We start from the raw sequence: 21,867 nt of genomic DNA, 5'->3' as shown, positions 1-21,867 counted from the left end.
TCCGGGGGTTCTGTAGTGAGTAGCGCCATAGCGCTCTTTGTTCTGGCGATTGCTCTTGTCCCGGTCGGTGGTGTGTTCGCGGCCGTCGACTCGGCGCTCAACACCATTTCGTCGGCGCGGATCGACGAGATGGCAAAGGAAGAGCGAGCCGGCGCCGCGCGAGTGCAACGCATCCTGACCGATCGCCCGCGATACGTGAATCTGATGGTCCTGCTTCGCATTTTGTGCGAGATCACGGCCACCGTCGTACTCGTGGGCGGCCTGATCGACGTCCTCTCGCTGGGCTGGGCGCTGACCGTCACCGCGGTGATCATGGTTCTCGTCTCGTACGTGGTCATCGGCGTCGGACCGAGAACGCTTGGGCGCCAACATGCGTACTCCATCGCGATGGCCGCGTCGCTGCCACTGCTGTGGATCGGGGTTCTGCTCGGGCCGATCAGTCGCGTCCTGATCCTCGTGGGTAACGCATTGACCCCGGGTAAGGGCTTCCGCAACGGCCCGTTCGCGTCGGAAATCGAGTTGCGTGAACTCGTGGACATGGCGCAGGAACGTGGCGTCGTGGCCGACGAAGAACGCCGAATGATCCAGTCCGTCTTCGAACTCGGAGACACGTCGGCGCGCGAGGTGATGGTGCCCCGCACCGACATGGTGTGGATCGAGAACGACAAGAATGCCGGGCAGGCAACGTCGTTGGCCGTCCGCAGTGGTCACTCGCGCCTGCCGGTCATCGGGGAGAACGTCGACGACGTGCTCGGTGTCGTCTACCTCAAGGATCTGGTCAAGCAGACCTACCACCTGCCCGACGGCGGCCGGAACGTCAACGTCTGCGACGTCATGCGGCCCGCCGTCTTCGTTCCCGACTCGAAGCCGCTCGACAGCTTGCTGGCCGAGATGCAGCGCGACCGCAACCACATGGCGATACTCGTCGACGAGTACGGCGGAATCGCCGGGCTCGTCACGATCGAGGACGTCATCGAAGAGATCGTCGGTGAGATCGCCGACGAGTACGACGAGGACGAGACGCCGCCCATCGAGGATCTCGGTGACGGAATGTTCCGCGTATCCGCGAGACTTCCCATCGAAGACCTCGGTGAATTGTTCGATCTCGAACTCGAACTCGACGAGGTGGAGACCGTCGGCGGGCTGATCGGATACGTACTCGGCCGAGTGCCACTTCCCGGTTCCGAAGTGGAGTACGACGGTTTGATCCTGCGCGGCGAGGGAACCAATACGGGCCGAGGCCGGGTACGCATCAGCACGGTGTTCGTGCAGCGCATCCCGCCGTCCGAAGACGAAGAGACAGAAGACACCGATGACTGAGCGAGAGTTCAGCGAGGAGCAGTTATGAGCAAGAACGAATTCCGGTCAGGCTTCGTGTGTTTCGTGGGTCGACCCAATACGGGCAAGTCCACGCTGACCAACGCGTTGGTCGGCAGCAAGATCGCGATCACGTCCTCGCGCCCGCAGACGACGCGCCACACGATTCGCGGCATCGTTCACCGCGAGCATGCGCAGCTGATCCTGGTGGACACCCCTGGACTGCACAAGCCCCGCACTTTGCTCGGGCAGCGCCTCAATGACCTGGTTCGCGACACGTACTCCGAGGTCGACGTCATCTGCCTGTGCATCCCGGCCGACGAGGCCATCGGGCCCGGAGACCGCTGGATCGTGCAGCAGGTCCGTCAGATGGCGCCCAAGACCAAGCTTGTCGGCATCGTGACCAAGATCGACAAGGTCAGCCGCGACGCCGTCGGAAAGCAGTTGCTCGCGCTGTCCACCCTGCTCGGCCCCGAATCCGAGGTCGTTCCGGTGTCCGCGAAGTCGGGTGAACAGGTCGAGATCCTGGTCGACGTCCTCGCCGGTCTGATGGACGAGGGCCCGGCCTTCTACCCGGACGGGGAACTGACGGACGAGCCCGAAGAGGTGCTCATGGCCGAACTGATCCGTGAGGCTGCGCTCGAGGGGCTCGGCGAAGAATTGCCGCACTCTCTGGCTGTGGTGATCGAGGAGGTCATCCCGCGTGAGGGTCGCACCGAGAAGCAGGGCGAGATGCTCGACGTGCATGCGTTGCTCTACGTCGAGCGGCCCAGTCAGAAGGGCATCGTCATCGGTAAGGGCGGGGCGCGTCTGCGGGAAGTCGGTACCAGTGCGCGCCTGCAGATCGAGAAGCTGCTCGGTGTGCGGATCTTCCTGGAGCTGCACGTCAAGGTCGCCAAGGACTGGCAGCGCGACCCGAAGCAGCTCGGCCGGCTGGGCTTCTAGGGCCGGAGGACCCTGAGGATTGCCGCGCCGATGTCCTGCTCGTCGACGCCGGTGGCCAGGCGTCGGAGTTGGAGGCCGGTGATGACGGCGACGAGCGTCGATGCAATCGACTCCGGATCAGGTACACCGAGTGCCGTCAGAATCGTGACGGTCAAATCGTCGTAGGCGGCGAAGCATTCGACGGCGACTTCGTGGAGTTCGTGGTCGCGCCCGGCGGCGATGTACATCTCGAACGGCGCGATCCGCTCGGCCGAGAACGAAAGATCTCGCGTCACCTTTTCGGCTATTGCCGCGGCGTCCTCGACGCTCAGACCTTTGTCGCGGTACTCCTCGGCCAAGGCGCGCAGGCGCGTCGTCTCGTCGGTCACGAAACGAGACAGCGCGGCCCGCAGCATGTCCGACTGGCTGGCGAAGTGATACGTGATCGATCCGAGTGAGACGCCGGCCTGCGCGGCGATGCGCCGGTTGCTCACACCCGGGATGCCGTCGGTACCGACGACGTGCAGAACGGCGTCGAGTATTCGCTCGCGAACGTCCCGGTTACTCATCGGGTCACCACCACGGCTCGGGTCGGACCTGATCCCAACGCAGGGCCGATTCCAACTGTGAAGCGAGGGAGACCAACAGAGGTTCGGTGTTCTCGTTGCCCATCAACTGCGCACCGATGGGCAGGCCGGCCTTGCTGAATCCGGCCGGCACGTTGACCGAGGGCCAGCCGAGGACGTTCCACGGCCACGCGTAGGGGCAGGCGCCGGTCATGACCTTGTCGGTGTCCCAGCCACCGATGCCGTCGATCGCGGTCGCCATGATCGGTGGAGTTGCCGTCGTGGGTGCCAGGACGACGTCGTAGGTGTCGAAGATCGCTCCGATCCGCTTTCGCATCCGCGGCTCGGCCGCGCGGGCCGCGCGCAGAGGTGCGCCGCGAAGTAGCTTGCCGTTCTGGGCATTTCCGCGTGTTCTGGCATCGACCAGTTTCGGGTCGGGAACGCGTCCGAGCCAGTCGTGGACCCCGACGAGCGAGCGGGGCAGAAAGTTCAGGCCGAAGATCAGGCCGTATGCGGGATCGTCGACGACGACATGGTGTCCGAGTTCCCGCAGCGTGTCGGCGATCGAATGCACGGCCAGGCGCACTTCCGGGTCCAGCTTCACGGGAGTGGCGGTGAACGGATTGCGAAGGGAAAGCGCGATTTTCAGTTTTCCGGGGTCGCGTCCCACCGCGTCGCTGACGGTGACCGGTGTCGGCTTGTGGAGGTCGCCGTCATGGTTGCCGGCAGCGACGTCGAGCAGCAGTGCCGCGTCGGCGACGGTGCGAGCGAGCGGGCCGTTGACCGTCAGGCCGTAGAACGCTTCGGCGTCGGGCCAGGTGGAGATGCGCCCGCGCTGCGGTTTGATTCCGACGAGGTTGGTCCAGGCCGCAGGGATTCGGATGGAACCGGCACCGTCGGAACCGATTCCGGCGCTGACCAATCCGGCGGCGACGGCCGCGGCGGTGCCGCCCGACGATCCGCCTGGAGTGTGGTGACGCGACCACGGATTGCGCGTGTAACCGAAGGCTGAACCGCTCGTGAGCGGCCACTGGCCCAATTCCGGACTGTTGGTCTTGCCCACGATCACTGCGCCGGCGTCGCGAAGGCGTCGAATCATCTCCGAGTCCTCGGTCTTGGCCGGGAAATCGCCAGGGCAACCGAAGGCCGTGGGTTCGCCGGTGATGTCGACGTCGTCCTTCACTGCGATCGGCACACCGAGCAGCGGCAGACGCTCGCCGCGTGCGAGACGTCTGTCGGCCTCGGCAGCTTCCTCGAGTGCCTTCTCTCGCCGCACGATCTTGAACGCATTGAGGTGAGGCTGAGTGGCCTCGATCCGGCTCAGCGTTGCCTCCGTGGCCGCGACGGACGAGGTGGCGCCCGAGGCCAGACTCGCAACCTGGTCGACAAGACCGGGGGCGAGATCGTGGTCGGTTCGAGAAGTCATCAGGTTCCCTTCGCAAAACTGTTCGTTCGAACGAACAGTAACTTGTTTCAGTATTAGTGAACTTCGGTTTCGCGTCAAGATCGCGTCAAGACGCCAGGTCAGTGCGTAAGCGGATCGTCAGAGACGCGGAATCGGCCTTTCCGGAGGTCGAAGCTGAGAGAGCGCATCCGGTCGAGGGCGACCGCGCGTCATGGCTGCGATGCACAGCAGCACGGCAAAAGATTTCGAAGAGGGAAGCTCATGGCCGATCTGGCCTACGTTGCTCTGATTCTCGGCGGTTTTCTCGTGTGCGCGCTGGTACTGCGCGCCCTACAGGCGAGCGCTCGCAAATGACGGTTGCCGGTGTGGTCAGCGTGGTTCTGATCGCCGTCGCCGCGGCATTGGTCATTTACCTGCTCGTTGCACTCGTAGATCCTGAGAGGTTCTGATGTCGCCCGCTCTTGCAGCCGGCCTGCAGATCGCTTTTGTCCTCGTCGTTCTGGCAATCGCCTACGTTCCGGTGGGCGACTACATGGCGCGTGTTTACTCGTCGACGCGAGATCTTCGGGTCGAGAGTGTGATCTACCGCGTCGGTCGGATCGACTCCAGGGCCGAGCAGACGTGGTACGGCTACGCCGCAAGCGTTCTCGGATTCTCGCTGGCCAGCGCATTGTTCCTGTACTTCCTGCAACGGATTCAGGCAGTACTGCCGCTGAGTGACGGTCTGTCCGGGGTCAGTCCTGCCGTAGCGTTCAACACCGCGATTTCGTTTGTGGCGAACACCAACTGGCAGTCGTACACGCCGGAAACGACGATGAGCAACTTCGTTCAGCCCGTCGGTCTGGCGGTGCAGAACTTCGTCTCGGCAGCGGTCGGCATGGCGGTGGCCATCGCATTGGTTCGCGGCTTCATTCGGGTGGCCAGGGGCGGCGAGATCGGCAACTTCTGGGTCGATCTGACGCGTGGTTCTCTGCGCATCCTCCTCCCGTTCTCCTTCGTGATCGCCCTGATCCTGTTGAGCCAGGGAGTGATCCAGTCGTTCCACAGCGGTTTCGCCTCCACCGGCCTCGACGGCAATGCGGTCACCAACGCACTGGCCCCCGTCGCGTCCCAGGAAGCGATCAAGGAACTCGGCACCAACGGTGGCGGGATCTTGGCTGCCAACTCGGCGCACCCGTTCGAGAACCCCACCCCGTTGAGCAATGTCGTCGAGATCCTGGCGATCCTGTTGATTCCGGTCTGCCTCACCCGAACGTTCGGAACTCTCGTCGGGGATCGTAGGCAAGGCCTCACCCTGCTGGCAGTGATGGGAATCCTGTGGAGCGGGCTGCTCGCAGTCACGCTCGCTGCCGAATCCGGCGCACGCGGTGTTGCCGCCACAGCAGCTGGTTCGATGATGGAGGGCAAGGAAGTTCGCTTCGGAATCCCCGGATCGGCGTTGTTCGCGGTGGCGACCACGGGAACGTCGACGGGCGCGGTGAACTCGGCCCACGACAGCATGTCCCCCCTCGGCGGCGGCGCGGTCCTGCTCAACATGTTGCTCGGCGAAATTGCGCCAGGTGGAGTCGGAACCGGCCTCTACGGGATTCTTGTGCTGGCATTGATCGCAGTGTTCGTCGGCGGACTGCTGGTCGGTCGCACGCCCGAATATCTCGGCAAGAAGTTGGGTCGACGCGAGATCACCCTTGCGGCGCTGTCGATTCTGGTCATGCCCGCGCTGGTCTTGATCGGTACCGCCATCACCGTCATCCTCGGTTCGACCACCGGTTATCAAGGCAATGGGGGAGATCCGGGCACGCCGGGATCGATCCACGGGTTCAGTGAGGTGCTTTACGCCTTCGCCTCCGCCTCCAACAACAACGGCAGCGCCTTCGGCGGTCTGACGGTCACCAGCGACTGGTTCCAGTCGTCTCTCGGAATCTGCATGCTTCTCGGCCGATTCCTGCCGATCATCTTCGTTCTCGCTTTGGCCGGTGCTCTTGCCTCGCAGAAGAAGGTGGCGCCGACGGCCGGCACCCTCCCGACGTCCGGACCGATGTTCACCGGTTTGTTGACCGGCACCGTCGTTCTTGTTGCTGCACTTACATTCTTCCCGGCCCTCGCGCTGGGCCCGCTAGCGGAGGCTCTTCAATGACCGTGCGTATCAGTGAGAAACCCGTGGTAGCGCAAGACGCCGCCGACAAGGCTGATCCAGGGCAGTCCCGTCAAGTACACGCAGGCGTTTTCAACCCGCGGCAGATGATCACCGCGTTGCCGGGGGCCGTGCGCAAACTCGACCCACGCCACCTCGCCCGCAACCCGGTCATGTTCGTGGTGTTCGTCGGTTCCGTCATCACCACTGTCATGGCGATCGCCGATCCCTCGGTGTTCTCCTGGGTGATCACCCTGTGGCTCTGGTTCACGGTGATCTTCGCGAACCTCGCCGAATCCGTGGCCGAAGGGCGCGGCAAGGCGCAGGCGGCGAGCCTGCGAAAGGTGAAGCAGGACACCACAGCACATCGGATCACGATGAGCGGTGCGATCGAATCGGTTTCCGGCACCGAACTGGTGGTCGGCGATCGGGTGATAGTGGTTGCCGGCGAGGTCATCCCCGGCGACGGCGACGTGGTCGAAGGTATTGCCTCCGTAGACGAATCGGCGATCACCGGTGAATCCGCGCCGGTGGTCCGTGAATCCGGTGGTGACCGGTGCGCCGTCACCGGTGGTACGACGGTTCTCTCGGACCGCATCGTCGTGGAAATCACCGCAGCACCGGGCAGTTCGTTCGTGGACCGGATGATCGCGCTCGTCGAGGGTGCTTCACGTCAGAAGACACCCAACGAGATTGCGCTCAACATCCTGCTCGCGTCGTTGACCGTCATCTTCCTCCTCGCCGTCGTAGCCATCGGCCCGATGGGCTTGTACGCGGGGCACGAGCAGGATCCGATCAAGCTGATCGCACTTCTCGTCTGCCTGATCCCGACGACCATCGGAGCGCTGCTCTCGGCGATCGGTATCGCGGGCATGGACCGCCTCGTCCAGCGCAACGTTCTCGCGATGTCGGGACGCGCGGTGGAAGCTGCGGGCGACATCGACACCCTGTTGATGGACAAGACCGGAACCATCACTTTCGGTAACCGCCGGGCCACCGCACTCCATCCGGCGCCCGGTGTATCCGCCGACGATCTTGCTGCGGCAGCTCGCTTGTCGAGCCTGGCCGACGGAACTCCCGAGGGACGGAGCATCGTCGAGCTGTGCGCAGCGGATTTCGGTCTCGCTGCCGAGCCGACGCTGGACGAGGAACGCGCAGAGTTCGTTCCGTTCACGGCACAAACCCGGATGAGCGGACTCGACCATTCCGGACGCCAAATCCGAAAGGGTGCAGCAGATGCGGTGATGAACTGGGTCGTCAGTGGCGGTGGACACGCGGAGAGCGCGGTGACCGACACCGTGAACGACATCGCCCAAGCGGGCGGAACGCCGCTGGTAGTTGCCGTCAAGCATGGTGAGAGTACCTCGATCCTCGGCGTGATCGCGTTGTCCGACGTCGTAAAGCCGGGAATGGCTGACAGGTTCGCCGAACTCCGGGCGATGGGTATTCGCACGATCATGATCACCGGCGACAATCCGTTGACCGCGAAGGCGATTGCCGACGAGGCGGGCGTCGACGACTTCATGGCGGAGGCCACCCCGGAAGACAAACTGGCCCTGATCCGGAAGGAACAGGAAGGCGGACGTCTCGTCGCGATGACAGGTGACGGGACCAATGATGCTCCCGCCCTTGCCCAGGCGGATGTCGGGGTCGCGATGAACACGGGAACCTCGGCAGCCAAAGAGGCCGGGAACATGGTCGATCTCGATTCCGATCCCACCAAGCTGATCGAGGTGGTGGAAATCGGCAAGCAATTGCTGATCACCCGCGGCGCGTTGACCACATTCTCGTTGGCGAACGACCTGGCGAAGTATTTCGCAATCCTGCCGGCCTTGTTCAGCGGCATCTACCCGCAGCTGGACGCGTTGAACATCATGCGTCTCGCCACCCCCGAATCGGCGATCGTCTCGGCCGTGATCTTCAACGCCTTGGTGATCATCGGTTTGATTCCGTTGGCACTCAAGGGTGTTCGATACCGACCGTCGACGGCATCGCAGTTGCTCGGACGTAACCTGCTCGTCTACGGTCTCGGCGGTGTGATCACACCGTTCGTCGGTATCTGGTTGATCGATCTCGTCGTACGTTTGATTCCTGGAATTGGGTGACCTGACATGCGTTTCACTATCGGTTTTGCCAAACAGGTGTGGGCGGGTTTGCTCGTATTGCTCGCGCTCACCGTCGTTCTCGGTGTGGTCTATCCCGCCGCGGTGTGGGGTGTCAGCCGGATCAGTTCCGGATCTGCCGAAGGCTCACCGGTCACCGATGCCGCCGGTTGCGTGGTCGGCAGTGCCTGGGTGGGTGTCGATCCGCAGGTCGCCGAAGGGCAGCAGGACCCGTTCTTCCACAATCGTGTTGTCGGATCCGTTTCGGACGAGGATCCGTTTGCCACCGGTGATCCCGCTGCGGCACTGCCGTCCAACCAGGGGCCGAGCAGCGAGATTCTGGCCGGATTCGTCATCGAGCGCCGGGCAGCCATCGCGGCACGTGAGGGTGTCGACCCGGCATCGGTTCCCGTCGACGCAGTCACCGGTTCGGGCTCGGGTATCGATCCCCACATCAGTCCGGCGTACGCCCAACTGCAGGTCGCGAGGGTGGCGGCGAACAACGGCATCTCGGAAGACCAGGTGCGGGACTTGGTGGCCGAGCACACCGACGGTCGGCAACTCGGATTTCTCGGAGCCGAGCGAGTCAACGTCCTGGAATTGAACCTGGCACTCGGATTGACGGCACCTACGTGTGCTGCACCGACGACTGGTGGATGATTGTCACGTGAGTTCTTCGGAGAAGGTCGGTCAATCTTTCGGTAGGGCACGCAAACGTGGTGAATTGCGTATCTACCTCGGCGCTGCGCCCGGCGTCGGAAAGACCTTCGCGATGCTCGGTGAGGCTCATCGGCGTCGAGATCGTGGCTGTGACGTGGTCGCGGCCGTCGTGGAGACACACGGCCGCGCCCGCACCGCGGCGCAGATCGGAGACCTCGAAATAGTGCCGCCCAAGCTGGTGGATTATCGCGGAACACGGATGCCGGAACTGGACGTCGAGGCCGTGTTGGCTCGGCGTCCGGCCCTTGTCCTGGTGGACGAGTTGGCACATACCAACACGCCAGGGAGCAAGAATCACAAGCGCTGGCAGGACGTACAGGAACTGCTCGAAGCCGGGATCGACGTTCTGTCCACGGTCAACGTGCAACACCTCGAAAGCCTCAACGACGTTGTCGCGCACATCACCGGCGTGGTTCAGCAGGAGACGGTTCCGGACGCGGTAGTGCGTAGTGCGGCGCAGGTCGAGCTGGTCGACATCACCCCGGAGGCGCTGCGCCGCAGACTTTCTCACGGAAACGTGTATTCACCGGAACGGGTCGATGCGGCCTTGGGCAATTACTTCAGACGCGGAAACCTCACGGCGCTACGCGAACTGGCTCTGCTGTGGGTGGCCGATCAGGTGGACGCCGCACTGGCGAAATACCGGGCCGAGAACAAGATCACCGATACCTGGGAAGCGCGCGAGCGTGTCGTCGTTGCCGTGACCGGGGGACCGGAGTCGGAAACCCTGGTACGACGCGCATCTCGAATCGCGTCGAAGTCGAGCGCCGAGCTGATGGTGGTCCACGTCGTACGCGGTGACGGACTCACCGGAGTCTCGGCCCCCGAGATGGGCAAGGTGCGCGCGTTGGCTGTCGGAGTCGGCGCCACGCTTCACACTGTTGTCGGTGACGACGTACCGTCGACGCTCCTCGAGTTCGCGCGTGAGGAGAACGCCACACAGTTGGTGCTGGGAACGTCGCGGCGTTCCCGCCTGGCTCGCATCCTCGACGAGGGGATCGGCGCTGCGGTGGTTCAGCAGTCCGGTGGTATCGACGTTCACATGGTCACGCACGAGGAAGCGACGGCGCGACGACGCATTTCGGTGCTGGGGCGCTCGGAGCGCCGGGTCCTGTCGTGGATTGCGGCGATCGTCGTGCCTTCGCTCGCGGCCGCGATCATGGGTCTCGTCGACCGAATCTCCGGGGTCAACGGCGAGAACGCGCTGTTCTTCGTCGTGGTCGTTCTGGTCGCCCTCCTCGGCGGCGTCGGCCCGGCGATATTGTCGGCCCTGATCTCGGGACTGCTGCTCAATTACTTCTTCACCGATCCGCGGTACAGCTTCACCATCGCCGAACCTGACAACTTCATCACCACTATCGTGCTGTTGATCGTGGCTGTGGCAGTTGCCGTTCTGGTCGACGCCGCAGCAAAGCGCGCCCGCGAGGCGAAGCGCGCATCCGAGGAAGCCGAACTGCTCACACTGTTCGCGGGATCAGTTCTCCGCGGAGCGGATCTGTCGACACTTCTGGCGAAGGCACTCGAAATCTATCGCCAGCGAGGGGTTTCCGTCATTCATCACGACGACGGAGTCATCGCCGCCGTGGGTACGCAGCCGCCGACCACGGACGACGAAGCGGATACGGTCTGTGAGGTCAACGACGGGGAATACGCGCTGTTGTTGGCTGGGCCCGACCTGAGTGCGCGGGATCGACGAGTGCTGACGGTGGTGGCTCACCAAGCAGTTGGGATGATCCGCCAGGAGAAACTGACAGTCGAGGCGAGCAAGGCTGCCGCGCTCACCGAGGCTGATCAACTGCGTCGAGCCCTGCTGTCAGCGGTAAGCCATGACCTGCGAACGCCTCTCGCCGGAGTGAAGGCGGCGGTGTCGAGTCTGCGCAGCGACGACATCGAGTTCTCGCCCGAAGACACCGCTGAATTGTTGGCAACCATCGAGGAGTCGGCGGATCAGTTGACGGCACTGGTCGGGAACTTGCTCGACTCGTCCCGCCTTGCCGCCGGGGTGGTGAAACCCACGCTCCGGCCGGTGTATCTGGACGAGGTGGTTCACCGCGCGTTGCTGGGCCTCGGCATCGGTGGACGCTCGGATTCGCGGGCTCGAAGTGTAGTCGTCGACGTGGGTACCGTTGCAGTGCAAGCAGATCAAGGTCTGCTCGAGCGGGTGATTGCGAACATCGTCGACAACGCTCTGCGCTACGGGGGAGAAACCCCGGTGCGCGTCGGGGCGGCGCAACTCGGTGATCGTGTGGTGATCAGTGTTGCCGATACGGGCCCAGGTGTTCCGCGAGGTGAGGCCGAAACGATGTTCCAGCCGTTCCAACGGATGGGAGATCGCGACAACACCGGCGGAGTGGGCCTCGGACTTTCCGTGGTGCGCGGGTTTGTCGATGCGATGGGCGGAACGGTCAGCGCCACAGACACACCTGGTGGGGGATTGACGATGATCGTGGAGTTGGCTGCGGCCGGTACGAATGGGAATGGATCATGAGTCGAATCCTGGTAGTGGACGACGAACCGCAGATTCTGCGAGCTCTGCGTATCAATCTTTCGGTGCGCGGGTACGAGGTGGTGACCGCGTCGACGGGCGCCGGTGCCTTGCGGGCTGCTGCCGAGCGTCCACCGGACGTCGTGGTACTCGATCTCGGACTGCCCGACATGGACGGCACCGAAGTGCTTGCCGGCCTGCGTGGCTGGTGCACGGCGCCGGTCATCGTGCTGTCGGCGCGCACGGATTCCGCGGACAAGGTCGAGGCTCTCGACGCCGGTGCGGACGACTACGTCACCAAACCCTTCGGGATGGACGAGTTTCTGGCCCGCGTGCGCGCTGCGGCGAGGCGGGGAACCTCCGCGGCGGACACTTCGGAACCGTCGGTCGAGACCGCGTCCTTCACGGTGGACTTGGCTGCGAAAACAGTGAGTCGGCGCGGTGAACAGGTGCACCTGACTCCGACCGAGTGGGGCATGCTCGAGATGCTTGTGCGCAACCGCGGAAAGCTGGTCGGGCAGAAGGAGTTGCTTCGGGAAGTGTGGGGACCGGCGTACGACACCGAGACCCACTATCTGCGTGTCTACCTGGCTCAACTTCGTCGGAAGCTCGAGGATGACCCGGCGAACCCCAAGCATCTGATCACCGAGGCAGGAATGGGTTATCGATTCGTGGTGTGAGAAGCCAGGTCAGAGCACAACTACCAATTTGCCACGTGCCGTACCGGCTTCCATCTTGGCATGTGCTCGCGCGATGTCCTCGAACGCGAACACCTCGTCGATCGGTGCCACCGCCTCGCCTGACGCCACAGCGGAGAGGAAGTCTTGCAGTACGCCGGCAGGCAGGTCGGACGCGTCCCCACCGTACGAGGTCAATCGCACTCCGCGTGGAATGTAGTCGATCGGATAAAAGTCTTTGACTGTCCACTCGTTGGACAGCATTCCCGTGAAACACACGGTGCCGTGAACGCGGGTCGCGCGCAACGTGTCGGGAAGTGTTGGTGTTCCGACCAATTCGAGGGCCAGATCAACACCGCCCGGGAGGATGTCTCGAACCTGGCCGGCCACAGCACCGTCGTCGACGATAACGTGGTCAACCCCGATCGCGGTCAACGACGACGCTTTGTTCGCATCTCGGGTGGTCGCAAGGACAGTGAGTCCCCACTGCTTCGCCAGGACTGCGGTTGCCATGCCGACCGAGGAGGTTCCTCCCCGGATCAACAGGGATTGACCGGATTTCGCGTCCAGTCCTACCGTCAGCGAGCCGTAGGACGTCTGCAGCATCTCGGGAACAGCTCCCACTGTCGACCAGTCCAGTTCGCTCGAGAAGGGAACGACCTGACTGACGGGAACGCACGTGTACTCGGCATAACCGCCGTCGAACGTCCTCCCCATCCCACCCATCATGGCGGCGACTTGCCGGCCTTCGGTGAGCTCCCCGCCGGGGCAGTTCACCACTTCGCCGACGGCCTCGATGCCCAGCACCCTCGGGAATGTCACGCCTTCGGCGAGGCCGAGGCGGGTGTGAAGTTCGGATCGATTGAGGCCGAAAGCCTTCACCCGGACCAGTACCCAGCCCGCAATCGGCACGGGTATCGGAATCACTTTGATAGTCAATGCTTCTGGCGGGCCGGGGGCGTCGAGCACGATTGCGCGCATTGTGTCGGTCATGCTTTTTCCTTCGTGGTCGGTGTCAGGTTTCGATTGGCTTCACGCAGCGTGGCCAGTGTGGCGCCGAATCGATCGAGAGCGTCGGGCGTCAGCACGGAACCGAGACGGCGCTCCAATTCGTCGTCGAACGTTGCCTTCGCCCGCCGCAACAGCTCATTGCCCTCGGGAGTCAACTCGATGAGTGAGGATCGTTTGTCGGTGGGATTGGATTTTCGACGGCAGTGTCCAGCCGCTTCGATTCGATCCACCAGCTTGCTCGTGCCACCGACGGTGATCGCGAGGGCCTCGGCGATGTCGAAGACCCGACAGGAGCCGAGCCTGTCGATGATCTGCATCGGCTCGAATCGACTCAGTGGCAGGTCGTGCTCGATTCGGAGTCGCTGGTCGACGGCCGTCCACAGTTCGGTTTCGAAGCGGACGAGGTTGTCGAAGTGCCTGCTCAGGGCTGATCTGGTCAAGAGCAGACTCCGAACCGATATGCATTCCGTGGAATCATTTTCTCACCGTACGCCCGATTCGTGATTAATTCCATGGAATCTATTTGCGGCCTTTCATTGTGTCGGTGGCGCATGGGAACATATGTTCGTGTCGCATGAACCGCTGGATCAAGAAACGCCAGGTAATCACCCTGGCGGTGCTCGTTCCGGCGGTAATCATTCTGGCGGTAGTCGGTCCACAGGTGACGCAACAATCCTGCATGCGGACCTCGATTCGTTCTACGCATCAGTCGAGCAACGCGACGACCCGACTCTGGCCGGCAGGCCGGTCATCGTCGGTGGTGGGGTGGTCTTGGCGGCAAGCTACGAGGCCAAGGCGTTCGGGGTTCGCACAGCCATGAGCGGTGGTCAGGCCCGATCACTGTGTCCTCAGGCGATAGTCGTCCCTCCGCGAATGTCGGCGTACTCGCAGGCGAGCAAAGACGTGTTCGACGTCTTTCACGACACGTCGCCGCTGGTCGAAGGAATCTCCATAGACGAGGCCTTTCTCGAGGTCGGCGGGCTCGCCAAGATCGTGGGAAACCCGCTGCAGATCGGAGCCAACCTCAGACGCGATGTGGCCGAGCAGGTCGGACTACCGATCACGGTCGGAATCGCACGCACCAAGTTCCTGGCCAAGGTCGCCAGTGCATTCGCGAAACCCGACGGATTGCTGCGAGTGCCGCCGGAGGGCGAGACCGAGTTCCTGCATCCCTTGCCGGTCGAGAAGCTGTGGGGCGTCGGCAAGATCACGGCCCAGAAGCTGCGAAACTTCGACATCGTGACGGTGGGTGACATCGCTCGGCACGACGAATCCTCGATCGTCTCGATTCTCGGGGGCGGCGCCGGTCGCCATCTCTACGCACTCTCACACAATCGAGATCCGCGCCCCGTCCGCGCCTATCGTGGCCGCAGTTCGATGGGTGCTCAGCATGCGCTGGGTCGCGGATCCCATCCCCGCGCAGAACTCGATGCGTCGTTGATGTCCCTTGTCGACCGTGTCAGTCGACGCATGCGTTCGGCGCAGCGGACGGGGCGCACGGTCACGCTCCGGCTCCGCTTCGCGGATTTCACGCGGGCAACTCGATCTCACACGCTGCGCCGGTCCACCGCCGACACAGCGGAATTGCTGAACGCCTCGATGGTGCTGCTGGACGAAGCGATACCGATGATCGCGGACAAGGGCATCACGTTGATCGGCGTCGCTGTCTCCAACCTGGATCGGGACGGCGCCGAACAACTCGAATTGCCCTTCGACGGTCCAGGATTCGCGGGTCCGGACACTGCCGCCCTCGACTCGGCAATGGACAGTGTCCGGAAGAAGTTCGGCTCCGCGGCCCTCACGAGGGGAGTGCTCCTGGGACGCGATCCGGATCTGTCGGTGCCGCTACTGCCGGACTAGGTGAGGTTTTCTCGCAGAGTCGCTCCCTCGTATTCGCGACGGAACAACCCACGCGCCTGCAGCACTGGAATCACGTGATCGACAAAATCTTCCAGGCCCTGCGGATAGGTCGGCGGCATCAGATTGAAACCGTCGGCACCGCGGCCGTTCAACCAGGATCCCATCTCGTCGGCAATCGACTCCGGTGTTCCGATCATCGTTGCGTGACCACCACCCGCAGCGAGCGTCCCGAGGAGTTCCCGCACAGTCGGTGCGTCCTTCTCGACGATCCGCAAAATAGTGGCGTAGCGTCCCTGCGGCCCGGTGAACGCTTCGAGTGAAGGCAACGGGGGCACGGGCCCGTCGAGATCCCAGTTCTCGCAATCCTGTCCGGTGAACAACGAGAGTTGGCGTATCGACTGTTCGGTGGGCAGCAGGAGATCGAGTTCGGCCTTCTTCGCCCTGGCCTCGGCGACGGTGCTGCCGACGTAGGTGACCAGTCCCGGCATCACGGCGACAGAGTTCGAATCCCGGCCGGCTCGCTCGATTCTCGATTTCACGTCCGCGTAGTAGGCCTGTGCGCTGGGTAAGTCGTAGGCAACCGAATAGATTGCCTCGGCGCGACGCGCCGCCAGATCGCGGCCCTGCTCGGACGCCCCGGCCTGGAACAACACCGGCCGGCCTTGCGGGGAGCGCGGAACCGTCAACGGCCCGTCCACCCGAAAATGTTTGCCGTCGTGATCGATTCGAGAAATCCTGTTTGCGTCGGCAAAACGCCCCGACCGGTCGAGAATCAGCGCGTCTTCCGACCATGAATCCCACAATGCGAGGGCCACTTCGACAAATTCGTCGGCTCGTTCGTATCGGGATGCGTGATCGGGCATCGCCTCGAGTCCGTGGTTGCGCGCCTCCTGGTCGAACATCGAGGTCACGACGTTCCAGCCGGCCCGTCCGCCGCTGATGTGGTCGAGCGAGGCCAACAGTCGCGCCGCGTGAAACGGCGTGTAGAAAGTGGTGGAAATGGTGGTCACCAGGCCGATGTCCGCTGTCGCTCGTGCCATGGCAGTCAATGCGGTGATCGGCTCGAGAAACCACGACGCACCCGACTCGGGTTCGCGAACACTGTGACCGTCAGCGAAGAAGACGGCGTCCAGCTTGCCGCGTTCGGCGATCTGGGCGAGCGACTCGTAATACGTTATGTCGCCGAGACTTTCGACCGGTGAGTCGCGATGACGCCATGCCGCACTGTGATGTCCGCAACCGAGCAGGAACGCACCTATCCGCAGCTGTGCGCCCATCAGTTCTTGACGAGTCCGCCGTCGACAACCAGGTTCTGGCCGGTCACGGCCCGCGACCATGGGGAGGCGAAAAAGAGTGCAGCGTCGGCAAATTCGTCCGGCGTGGTGACTCGGCGCAGGGGAGTGCTTGCCGCGATCATGTCGAACACGGCTTCCGGTGTTGCGGCGCTCGCATCGGTGGTGCGGAGCAAGCCGCCCGAGACCATGTTGACTGTGATCCCGTCCGGACCGAGGTCGGCGGACAGCGTCCGTGTCAGTGCCAACAGTGCGGCCTTGGCAGCGGTGTAGTCGTGGTACGGAACTACCGGATTCTGGACCAGATTGGTTCCGACAGTGATGATTCGGCCGAAGCCGAGTTCGCGCATGCCTGGTAGCGCTGCCTGGGTGGTATTGAGTGTTCCGGCAACAGCTCCGCGTAGTTGAGAGTCGAAGTCGGCCCAGGTGATCGTGTCCGCGTTCGGCCGTGCATCGCCGTTGAACGAGAAGTCGACCAGTGCATTGTCGACCACGGTCGAGATCGGTGCGTCGAATCTCTCGCGTGCAGCGGAGAACAACTGGTCGACGGAACTGCGGTCCGTCACGTCCGCCTGGACTGCGAAGGTGCGATCCTCACCCAGTTCGGCGACCAGGGCCTCGGCGGCATCGCGGCTCTTGTTGTAGTTCACGATTACGCGGGCGCCCGAGCGGGAGAATGCTCGGCTCAGTGCGGCGCCGAGCCCGCGGGCGCCACCGGTGATCAGAACGATCTGCTCGTCGAGGTTCAATGCGCGCTGAAATTGCTGTTCGGTCACGTCGACATCCCTCCGCCAGTGCTAACTGGTCAGGTTCATCGGGTCTGATCTCAGCCGACTTTTTCGGCACCCCGTGTCACCGTCCATCAGACCACGTGAGGTGAATCGTCCTGAACGCCGGGTGCGTTGTAACGGCCGGCGCGATGAGTTTTCGATCGCGCGGGAGTCGTAATTGCAAGCGAAGTGGCAACCGGCCGCTCGCCTTCGCCCCAGGAGATTCCGATGACCACCCAGCCCGTCCACACTGTTTCCGGTAACGCCACGACGACGACACCTTCGGCCACGGCTCGCAAGCTCGGATACGTCCTGAGTGGGCTGTTCGTCGTTTTCATGCTCTTCGACGGCATCATCCACATTCTCAACCTTCAGACAGTCAAGGATGCGTCGGCTGAACTTGGGTTGCCGGACTCGCTGGCATTGACGGCTGGGGTGGTGCAACTGATCTGCCTTGCGCTGTACGTGATTCCGCGAACGTCGATACTCGGCGCGATTCTGCTCACCGGTTACCTGGGGGGAGCGGTGTTGACCAACCTTCGAGCTGAACAGCCTCTGCTGAGCACGACCCTGTTTGCCGTCTACACCGGAATCGTCATGTGGGCGGGACTGTATCTCCGGGACGAGAAGGTTCGCGAGATCATCCCGCTGCGTCGGGCCTGAAATAGGCCCCGAGGGGGTTGCGTGGGACGCGGTGTCCCATTATGTTTGACCTCATTCAAGTCCGTCGACTGCAATCGACGGACTGGCCGTGAGGAGACACCGATGGCTCGGTCAGCGTCGATCGAAGTGGAAAAGCCGTACCACCAGGTACTGCAGACTTTGTCCGAGGGCTCAGTTGCCCGCAGTTTCGATCCCTATCTCGACATCGACTGGGATTCACCAGAGTTCGCGATCGATCCGCATGATCCGAGATGGGTGCTCTCGTCCGTGTCGGACCCCCTCGGGGCGACGCAGTGGTACCAGGATCAGTCGTTGGAGCGTCGAATCGCCATGGGAATGTGGCGTCAGGCGAACGTGACCAAGGTGGGTTCGGCCTTCGAGAGCATCTTGATCCGGGGAATGCTGCAATACATCATGGCGCTACCCAACCAGTCGCCTGAGTTTCGGTACTGCCTGCACGAGATGACCGAAGAGTGCAATCACATCCAGATGTTCCAGGAACTCGTCAATCGCATGGACATCGACGTGCCGGGTATGCGTCCGATGTTCCGGCGACTGTCGCCGATCATCGGAGTGCTGGGAGCAAAGTTCCCGGTCATCTTCTTCATCGGCATTCTGGCTGGTGAAGAACCGATCGACCACTTCCAGAAGGATCTCATCCGTGAGGGTAAGGACACGCCGCCGGCGATGCTCCGCACCATGGAGATCCACATCGCCGAAGAAGCGAGACACATCTCGTTTGCTCACGAGTTCCTGCGCAATCACGTCCCCAGACTCAGTCGTACGAGTCGAGCCATCACATCGGTCGCCTTCCCCGGCGCGATGCGTTGGCTTGCGGGTGAAATCATGTCACCGCCAAAGGAATTCGCCGAAGAATTCGGAATCCCGGACGAGGTGATGAAGAGCGCCTTCTGGGGGAGCCCGCATTCACGCCGCATCCTGGGTAACTACTTCGGCGAAATGCGAGCCCTGGCAGACGAACTCGGATTGATGAATCCGGTGTCGAAGCGTGCGTGGCGAAAGCTGCGCATCGACGGCGACTACGCCCGCTACCGCGGCGAGCCGAAGCGTTCCGACAAGACCCGGATCTAGTCCGGCCGCGAAGTTCCTCCGTCGGAGGACACCAGCTCGGCTATGAGCGTGGACAATTCGACATGGGGATCGATCTGTAGTCCGCTCGAGCGGGCAACGCCGTCGAACATGTACCAGGTGTATTTCGCGAGGTCGGCGACGATCTCTTCGCGGCTCGGTTTCGGATCGGTGCTTCGGACCCAGTGGGTGAGCGTGCCCTCGACCATTGTCACCACTGCGAACGGTAGTGAATCGAAGGGTGAGGAGTCGATCCCCACGGATCGACCGACTTCGGTGATAGTGGTGCGGGCGGAGTCGGCGATTGTGGCCTTCAGACTGCTGATCGCGTCGATGCTCTCGTCGTCGTAGTCGGTGGGGCCGGTACCCATGAACTCGTGAATCCGCGGATGCTCGGTGATCCACTCGGCGACGGCGCTGATGGTTCGGGTCAGGATCTGGTCGAGAGTGCCTACCGAAATGCTCATCGAAGCATCCAGGGCCGCCGCAAATTGGCCGAGCACAAACGCTCGCACTCGTCGATCGAGGTCGTCTCGGCCGCTGAATTGGCGGTACACCACCGACTTGGCGAGGCCGGCACGATCGGCGATCTGCTGGACGGACACCTCGGCACCTGCCGCACGCTCTTCGATCAGTTCGACCGCCGAGGTGAGTATCCGTTTCTGACGCTCGGAGTTGTGTCGCTCCCACCGCGCTTCGCGACCGGTCAACTCTGCAGTGACAGGTTGCACAATTGCGTCGCTCGGCATCGCGCCAGTCTATCCGGACGGACCTGCCGTGTTTCCGACTTGTCATCGGGCGCGGCATCGGGATCGGTCGTCGGTACAACGTGGGACACTGGTCGAGTGAGGTTGTATCGAGACACGGCGGTGGTGCTGCGCCTGCACAAACTGGGCGAAGCCGACCACATCGTCACGTTGCTCACCCGTCAGTTCGGGTTGGTACGTGCCGTGGCCAAAGGTGTCCGCCGAACCACCTCCAAATTCGGTGCCAGACTCGAACCGTTTGCTCACATCGACGTGCAACTACTTCCGGGCAAGAATCTCGACATCATCACTCAGGTGCAGACGGTCGACGCATTCGCCACCGACATCGTCGACGACTACAGCCGGTACACCACGGCCTGCGCCGTACTCGAAACTGCCGAGCGGTTGGCCGGCGAGGAACGCGCGCCGGCCCCGCAGCTTCAGCGATTGACGGTGGGAGCACTGCGTGCGATCGCCGAGCAGGCACGACCGGTCGAGTTCGTGCTCGACGCGTTCTTGTTGAGAGCCATGGGCTATGCGGGTTGGGCGCCTGCCCTCGAAGAGTGCGCCCGCTGCAGTGCTCCTGGACCGCACCGGGCCTTTCATGTCGCCGCAGGCGGAGCCGTGTGTACCTATTGCCGCCCGGCGGGTGCTGCGACGCCGTCGCCCGGAGTGCTCGACTTGATGGAAGCCCTGCTCCGAGGGGAGTGGGAGGGTACCGATTCGGCGCCCGCGACGCTGCGGACGCAAGCCAGCGGACTGGTCGCGGCACACCTGCAGTGGCATCTCGAGCGCCAATTGCGGACGTTGCCGCTGATCGAGCGTTCGAGGCCGCATGCAGCCGTCGAGGTCGACTTGCCCGTGAGGCAGGATGGAACACGTGATTCGACGACGCGAACCGCGAACTCCGCTTGATTCTGCTGCTGACCGGGTGATCCGACCACCGGACCCACATCCGTCCGGGGCGACCCCGCCGATCCTGCAGACCGAACTGATCCCGCGCCACGTCGCTTTGGTGATGGACGGCAACGGACGATGGGCGCAGGAGCGCGGTCTGCCCCGAACCGCCGGGCACGAACGCGGCGAAGCTGTCCTGATGGACACCGTCTGCGGGTGCATCGAGATGGGTGTCGAGTGGCTCTCCGCTTACGCCTTCTCCACCGAGAACTGGAAGCGCAGTCCCGACGAGGTTCGATTCCTGATGGGCTTCAACCGTGATGTCATCCGCCGTCGACGCGACGAGATGAACGAAATGGGTGTGCGTGTTCGCTGGGCCGGTCGTAAGCCACGCCTGTGGGCCAGCGTGATCAAGGAACTCGAGATCGCCGAAGAACTGACCAAGAACAACACCGTCATGAACTTGACCATGTGTGTGAACTACGGCGGCCGGGCCGAAATTGCCGATGCGGTAAAGGAAATCGCGAAGCGTGTCGCGGCCGGTGAGATCAATCCGGACAAGATCACCGAGGCGACGGTTGCCAAGTACCTCGACGAACCCGACATGCCCGACGTCGATCTCTTCCTGCGTCCGTCGGGGGAACAGCGGACGTCCAATTTCTTGATCTGGCAATCCGCCTACGCCGAAATGGTGTACCAGGAGAAGCTGTTTCCCGATTTCGACCGCCGCGACCTTTGGGCCGCCTGCGTCGAGTACGCCTCACGTGACCGTAGATTCGGTGGCGTCAAATGACAGGGGAGAACATGACCGACACCACCGACGAAGCAGCCCGCCTACAAGAACGCGCGGCCGCCTCGCTGGCGCATTTCGTGACGGTCGATGTGGCTGCCGACGGATCACTGGGTTTCCAGTACTCCGGCGCGCTGTGTTCCATCCAGGCGATGAATCTGTCCGAGGGTCTGGACGTGCTGTCCATGACGTGCGTTCTCGCATGGGACCGACCGGTCAGCGCGGCACTGCATCGCAAGGTGGCCGAGCGAAATCGCACCATCCAATTCGGCTCCATCGCGGTGTTCGGCCACGGCAGTCTGGCGGACGTCATCCTGCGTTACACGTTCCCTGCCGCCGGACTGGACGACGAGGCACTGACCACGATGTTGCTACTGGCGCTCACCGGTGCCGATACCGCCCGGCAGGGTTTGATTCCCTGA

At 63.1% G+C, this 21,867-nt stretch carries 21 protein-coding genes and 1 riboswitch; of the genes, 14 read left to right on the top strand and 7 right to left on the bottom strand.

Annotated elements, in window-relative coordinates; translation table 11 throughout:
* The first annotated feature begins 15 nt into the window (after positions 1-15).
* Complete coding sequence (locus ACVZUB_RS18380; RefSeq protein WP_003944509.1) at positions 16-1,320, top strand: hemolysin family protein; 1,305 nt, start codon at positions 16-18, stop codon at positions 1,318-1,320.
* Between the two features lie 24 nt (positions 1,321-1,344).
* On the top strand, positions 1,345-2,262 hold the full coding sequence (gene era / locus ACVZUB_RS18375; RefSeq protein ID WP_003944451.1) for a GTPase Era: 918 nt from the start codon (positions 1,345-1,347) through the stop codon (positions 2,260-2,262).
* Here era and ACVZUB_RS18370 read toward each other — a convergent pair.
* Positions 2,259-2,810 (bottom strand): TetR/AcrR family transcriptional regulator, encoded by a 552-nt coding sequence (locus tag ACVZUB_RS18370; RefSeq protein WP_030536607.1) that lies wholly within the window; start codon positions 2,808-2,810, stop codon positions 2,259-2,261. The two genes, era and ACVZUB_RS18370, sit on opposite strands and share 4 nt — an antisense overlap.
* 4 nt (positions 2,811-2,814) lie before the next feature.
* Positions 2,815-4,233, bottom strand: a complete 1,419-nt coding sequence (locus ACVZUB_RS18365) for an amidase (RefSeq protein WP_042924092.1) — start codon at positions 4,231-4,233, stop codon at positions 2,815-2,817.
* A 329-nt stretch (positions 4,234-4,562) separates the two neighbouring features.
* Between ACVZUB_RS18365 and kdpF the strand changes: the two genes are divergently transcribed.
* Genes kdpF through ACVZUB_RS18335 form a run of 6 tightly spaced genes read left to right on the top strand, consistent with a single transcriptional unit; the run spans position 4,563 to position 12,330 of the window.
* On the top strand, positions 4,563-4,661 hold the full coding sequence (kdpF, locus tag ACVZUB_RS18360) for a K(+)-transporting ATPase subunit F (RefSeq protein WP_007731078.1): 99 nt from the start codon (positions 4,563-4,565) through the stop codon (positions 4,659-4,661).
* A complete protein-coding gene (kdpA, locus tag ACVZUB_RS18355; RefSeq protein ID WP_482627625.1) occupies positions 4,661-6,346 on the top strand; it encodes a potassium-transporting ATPase subunit KdpA in 1,686 nt (561 codons plus the stop codon). The genes kdpF and kdpA overlap by 1 nt, the downstream gene beginning before the upstream one ends.
* Complete coding sequence (gene kdpB, locus ACVZUB_RS18350) at positions 6,343-8,448, top strand: potassium-transporting ATPase subunit KdpB (protein ID WP_042924094.1); 2,106 nt, start codon at positions 6,343-6,345, stop codon at positions 8,446-8,448. The genes kdpA and kdpB overlap by 4 nt, the downstream gene beginning before the upstream one ends.
* A 6-nt stretch (positions 8,449-8,454) precedes the next feature.
* Positions 8,455-9,105, top strand: coding sequence for a potassium-transporting ATPase subunit C (locus ACVZUB_RS18345; protein ID WP_050654653.1), 651 nt, complete (start codon positions 8,455-8,457; stop codon positions 9,103-9,105).
* A gap of 7 nt (positions 9,106-9,112) precedes the next feature.
* The gene (locus ACVZUB_RS18340) at positions 9,113-11,653 is read left to right on the top strand and encodes a sensor histidine kinase (RefSeq protein WP_338925174.1); all 2,541 of its coding nucleotides are present in this window, start codon (positions 9,113-9,115) and stop codon (positions 11,651-11,653) included.
* Positions 11,650-12,330: a response regulator gene (locus ACVZUB_RS18335; protein ID WP_003944545.1), complete on the top strand. Its 681-nt coding sequence runs from the start codon at positions 11,650-11,652 to the stop codon at positions 12,328-12,330. Before ACVZUB_RS18340 ends, ACVZUB_RS18335 begins: the two co-directional genes overlap by 4 nt.
* Positions 12,331-12,339: 9 nt before the next feature.
* Here the strand turns inward: ACVZUB_RS18335 and ACVZUB_RS18330 are convergent, their stop codons facing one another.
* A complete protein-coding gene (locus ACVZUB_RS18330) occupies positions 12,340-13,320 on the bottom strand; it encodes a zinc-binding alcohol dehydrogenase family protein (protein WP_054781575.1) in 981 nt (326 codons plus the stop codon).
* Positions 13,317-13,778 carry a MarR family winged helix-turn-helix transcriptional regulator gene (locus tag ACVZUB_RS18325; RefSeq protein ID WP_030536603.1) on the bottom strand — a complete coding sequence of 154 codons (462 nt, stop codon included), beginning with the start codon at positions 13,776-13,778 and terminating at the stop codon, positions 13,317-13,319. Before ACVZUB_RS18325 ends, ACVZUB_RS18330 begins: the two co-directional genes overlap by 4 nt.
* Before the next feature lie 121 nt (positions 13,779-13,899).
* Here ACVZUB_RS18325 and dinB point away from each other — a divergent pair, with 121 nt between their 5' ends.
* Complete coding sequence (gene dinB / locus ACVZUB_RS18320; protein WP_162113806.1) at positions 13,900-15,198, top strand: DNA polymerase IV; 1,299 nt, start codon at positions 13,900-13,902, stop codon at positions 15,196-15,198.
* Here dinB and ACVZUB_RS18315 read toward each other — a convergent pair.
* Both ACVZUB_RS18315 and ACVZUB_RS18310 read right to left on the bottom strand, forming a co-directional pair.
* On the bottom strand, positions 15,195-16,475 hold the full coding sequence (locus ACVZUB_RS18315; protein WP_311093648.1) for an LLM class flavin-dependent oxidoreductase: 1,281 nt from the start codon (positions 16,473-16,475) through the stop codon (positions 15,195-15,197). The genes dinB and ACVZUB_RS18315 overlap by 4 nt on opposite strands.
* On the bottom strand, positions 16,475-17,239 hold the full coding sequence (locus ACVZUB_RS18310) for a 3-oxoacyl-ACP reductase (protein ID WP_046379952.1): 765 nt from the start codon (positions 17,237-17,239) through the stop codon (positions 16,475-16,477). Before ACVZUB_RS18310 ends, ACVZUB_RS18315 begins: the two co-directional genes overlap by 1 nt.
* A 17-nt stretch (positions 17,240-17,256) precedes the next feature.
* Positions 17,257-17,350, bottom strand: a riboswitch (TPP riboswitch).
* 138 nt (positions 17,351-17,488) lie between these two features.
* Here ACVZUB_RS18310 and ACVZUB_RS18305 point away from each other — a divergent pair.
* Together ACVZUB_RS18305 and ACVZUB_RS18300 are read left to right on the top strand one after the other, a co-directional pair.
* Positions 17,489-17,923, top strand: a complete 435-nt coding sequence (locus ACVZUB_RS18305; protein ID WP_054781580.1) for a DoxX family protein — start codon at positions 17,489-17,491, stop codon at positions 17,921-17,923.
* A 102-nt stretch (positions 17,924-18,025) separates the two neighbouring features.
* Positions 18,026-19,015 carry an AurF N-oxygenase family protein gene (locus ACVZUB_RS18300; protein WP_003944493.1) on the top strand — a complete coding sequence of 330 codons (990 nt, stop codon included), beginning with the start codon at positions 18,026-18,028 and terminating at the stop codon, positions 19,013-19,015.
* On the opposite strand, the gene ACVZUB_RS18295 is transcribed toward ACVZUB_RS18300, so the two are convergent.
* Positions 19,012-19,761 carry a TetR/AcrR family transcriptional regulator gene (locus ACVZUB_RS18295; protein ID WP_003944575.1) on the bottom strand — a complete coding sequence of 250 codons (750 nt, stop codon included), beginning with the start codon at positions 19,759-19,761 and terminating at the stop codon, positions 19,012-19,014. The two genes, ACVZUB_RS18300 and ACVZUB_RS18295, sit on opposite strands and share 4 nt — an antisense overlap.
* Before the next feature lie 96 nt (positions 19,762-19,857).
* Between ACVZUB_RS18295 and recO the strand changes: the two genes are divergently transcribed.
* From recO to ACVZUB_RS18280, 3 genes are read left to right on the top strand one after another with little or no spacing between them, the layout of a single operon-like run.
* Complete coding sequence (gene recO, locus ACVZUB_RS18290; RefSeq protein ID WP_029255636.1) at positions 19,858-20,673, top strand: DNA repair protein RecO; 816 nt, start codon at positions 19,858-19,860, stop codon at positions 20,671-20,673.
* Positions 20,630-21,448, top strand: coding sequence for an isoprenyl transferase (locus ACVZUB_RS18285; protein ID WP_003944543.1), 819 nt, complete (start codon positions 20,630-20,632; stop codon positions 21,446-21,448). The genes recO and ACVZUB_RS18285 overlap by 44 nt, the downstream gene beginning before the upstream one ends.
* Complete coding sequence (locus tag ACVZUB_RS18280) at positions 21,445-21,867, top strand: YbjN domain-containing protein (protein ID WP_019749000.1); 423 nt, start codon at positions 21,445-21,447, stop codon at positions 21,865-21,867. The genes ACVZUB_RS18285 and ACVZUB_RS18280 overlap by 4 nt, the downstream gene beginning before the upstream one ends.

It is taken from the genome of Rhodococcus sp. OS5 (assembly GCF_056837585.1).
This window is presented reverse-complemented; position numbering and strand designations above follow the sequence as displayed.